This window comes from Streptomyces sp. NPDC048057, from assembly GCF_040653095.1.
Classification (GTDB): Bacteria; Actinomycetota; Actinomycetes; order Streptomycetales; family Streptomycetaceae; genus Streptomyces.
Genome location: NZ_JBEZNF010000070.1, coordinates 1 through 3,485 on the forward strand (window position 1 = coordinate 1; position 3,485 = coordinate 3,485).

General features: G+C 70.0%; 1 protein-coding gene. It reads right to left on the minus strand.

All coding sequences use genetic code 11. The features are described from left to right. A partial coding sequence (locus tag AB0E05_RS36320) for a type I polyketide synthase (protein ID WP_361971875.1) occupies nucleotides 1-3,485 on the minus strand: 3,485 nt, incomplete at both ends.

Sequence of the window (3,485 nt, forward strand, 5' to 3'; positions counted from 1 at the left end):
CCGTTGGGTGCGGTGAGGCCGTTGCTGGCGCCGTCCTGGTTGATGGCGGTGCCGCGTATGACGGCGAGTATGTGGTGGCCGTTGCGGCGGGCGTCCGAGAGGCGTTCCACCAAGAGCAGACCGACGCCCTCGCCGAAGGCCGTGCCATCGGCAGCCGCCGCGAACGCCTTGCACCGGGAGTCGCGAGCCAGACCGCGTTGTCGGCTGAAGCCGACGAAAATATCCGGATTGGCCAGGATGGTGGCCCCACCTGCCAGCGCCAGGTCGCACTCGCCGCTGCGCAGTGACCGCACCGCCAGGTGCAGTGCGACCAGCGAGGACGAGCAGGCCGTGTCCACCGTGACCGCAGGCCCCTCCAGACCGAGAGTGTAGGAGATTCGGCCGGAGGCGATACTGCCCGCACTCCCGATGCCGAGGTATCCCTCCATCTCGGCGGGCAGCTTCACGCGTGAGCCGTAGTCGGTATAGACCACGCCGGTGAAGACACCGGTGCGTGAGCCGTGCAGTGACGACGGGTCGATACCGGCCCGCTCGAGCGACTCCCACGCTGTCTCCAGGAGCAGCCGCTGCTGCGGGTCCATGCTGGTGGCTTCGCGCGGGCTGATTCCGAAGAACGCCGGGTCGAACTCGTCCGCGTCGTGCACGAACCCACCCTCGCGCGCGTACGAGGTGCCGGCCCGGGACGCATCCGGATCGAAGAGTCGGTCCAAATCCCAGCCGCGATTGGTGGGGAAGGGCGAGATGACGTCGCGCTCCGACGCGACGACCTCCCATAGGCCCTCGGGCGTGTTGATCTCTCCTGGATAGCGGCAGGCCATGGCGACAATCGCGATTGGCTCGTCGTTGTGCGCTGAGCTGCCGGAGGCCGTCACCGTTTCGTCCGAGCCGAGGAGTCGGGCGCGGAAGAAGGCGGCGAGCGAGCCCGGGGAGGGATGGTCGAAGACCAAGGTGCTGGGCAGTTTCAGTCCGGTCGCAGTGCACAGTCTGTTGCGTAGTTCGACAGCGGTGAGCGAGTCGAAGCCGAGATCCTTGAAGGCACGCGAGGTGTCCACGGTGTCCTGGGAGGAGTGGCCGAGTACGGCCGCCACCTGATCGCGTATCACCCCCGTCAGTACACGGAGCTGTTCGGTCTCCGAGCGGCCCGCGAGCGCGTCAGTGAGCTCGGTGGCCCCGTTCCCCGGCCCCGTTCCGTGGGCAGCGGCATGGACCGTGCTGACAAGAGAGCGCAGTGGAGCGGGCAGTAGACCGCCTTCGGCCTGCGAGCGCAGACCGCTCCGGTTGAGGCGGGTGGCCAGAAGGCAGGCGCGGTCCGTCCGCTGTGCGAGGGCGAACACCGGCCCGCACTGGGCGGCGCCGAAGCGCGTCAGCCCCTTGGGCGTGCGGCCCTCGCCTCCCTCCCGAGGGCCCCAGCCGAGGGAGAGTGCGGGCAGAGTTAGAGCACGGCGGTGCTGGGCCAGCGCATCGTGGTAGCTGCCGACGGCAGCCCGGGTCGATTGCCCGACACCGCCGAGAGTGCCGGCCGGATCGGGGGCAAGCAGGGAGAAGGAGTGCACGTCTAGGCCGAGAGTGAGTTCATGGAGGTTCCACGCGGCATCGGTGGCCGTCCGCAGAGCTTCTCCGAACTCCTCAGGAGTGGTCCCCGCGAGCAACGATTCAGGCGTTTCGGCCGCTACATGGAGCACTCCCGCCAGCGGGTGCTCGGTGGACAGCAGGGCCAGGGCTCCGGCCACCGCCTCGCGGTCCGCGGCGCTACCCGGTGCGGTCAGCACGTGCGCACCGAGCTCGGTGAGCGCGGTGGCGAGACCCTCGTCACCGCCGAGCAGCAGGATGTGTGGTGCTCCGAGAGCTGTGACGAGCTGCTCCGTGACGGCGGCCGTGAGGCTTCCCTCGCCCGAGACGAGCAGGGTGCCGGTCCTCGTGGCGGTGGATTCCGGCTGCGGTGGGAAGTCGTCGAGGGCCGAACGGCACAGTCGCGGGAGCAGGATTTCGCCGCCTCGAACGGCTAGTTGAGGTTCACCGGTGGCGAGTGCGGCGGGCAGTGCGCACAGCGAGGCGGCCTCGTCGTCCAGGTCCACGAGTGTGAGGCGCCCGGGGTACTCCGCCTGGGCCGCCCTGACCAGTCCCCACACCGGGGCGGATACGAGGTTCTGCGCATCCTCAGGCGCCGCCGTCACTGCGTGGCGAGTGACGATCACCAACCGGGTGGACGCTGTTTCCTCGTTTGTGGTCCAGGCCGACAGGTCAGGGAAGAGCGTGTCGCAGTCTGCGGCGGCCAGGAGCGCGTACGACGGGACGGGCTCCGATCCTCCGCTCAGCGTCTCGGCGAGTGCCTCGGCTGACGCGTGCGTAGGCAGTCGCTCCCCGCCGAGAGCCTCTTCGAGACCGGTGATGTCTGGGCCGATCAAGGCCCAGGACTCGCTGGGCGGGCTGACTTCGGCGGTGTCGGGTTCCAACTCCGGTGGTGTCCAGTCCAGGCCGAGGAGCCAGTCGGGCCTGGCATCGCCGGTCGGAGCGAGCTGTTCGGGAGCCAGAGGGCTCAGCGCGAAGCTGTCGACCGAGGCCACGGGGGAGCCTGTGCGGTCGGCGACCGCCAGTGAGAAGCCGTCGGCGTGCCGCGTGGCGTGGACGCGGAGCGCGTCCGTACCCACCGCGTACAGCGTCATCCCCCGCCAGCGCGTCGGTTGGGTGGGGGACGCGGCCTCTGCCAGGAGCGGCTGGAGGGCGGTGGCTAGCAGTGCCGGGTGCAGCACGTACCGAGAGCATTCTGCGGCTGTCTCCTCGGCGGCGGTCACCTCGGCGAAGATCTCGTCTCCGAGCCGCCATGCCCGCGTCAGCCCCTGGAAGGCAAGGCCGTGGTCGTAGCCCAGCTCGGCGAGGCGGTCTCGCAACCGGTCGAGATCGACGGCCTCGGCACCGGAGGGCGGCCAGGCGGCCAGCGCGTTCGGGGTGCGGGCGGGCGGTGGTGCGAGCGTCCCGGAGGCGTGGCCGGTCCAGGAATCCTGCCAGGGCTCGTCGTCTGGCGTGTCCTCCGAAGCGCGGGCGTGCACGGTGAACGCACGCTGGTCGTCCTCGTCCGCGGGGCCGACCGTGAGCTGGAGATCGACGGTGCGCTCCGGCGGAAGCACGAGAGGCGTGTCGAGGGTGAGCTCGGCGACTGCGAGGTCTCCCAGTAACCAGCCTGCCTGGAGGGCGAGTTCCATGTAAGCGGTGGCGGGGAGTACGGAGCACCCATTGATCGTGTGGTCGGCGGTCCACGGGTGGCTGTGGGCGGAGACCCGGCCGGTCAGGAGCAGGGTGTCGCTCTCGGCGAGCGTGGTGGTGGCGCTGAGCAGCGGGTGCTGCGTGGCGCGTAGGCCGAAGCTCTCCGGTCGGCCACTGGCTGCCGCGTCCTCCAGCCAGTAGCGGTGGTGTTGGAAGGGGTAGGTGGGGAGGTTGGTGGGGTTGGGGTTGGTGGGTGGGGTGGTGTTCCAGTTGGTGGGGGTGCC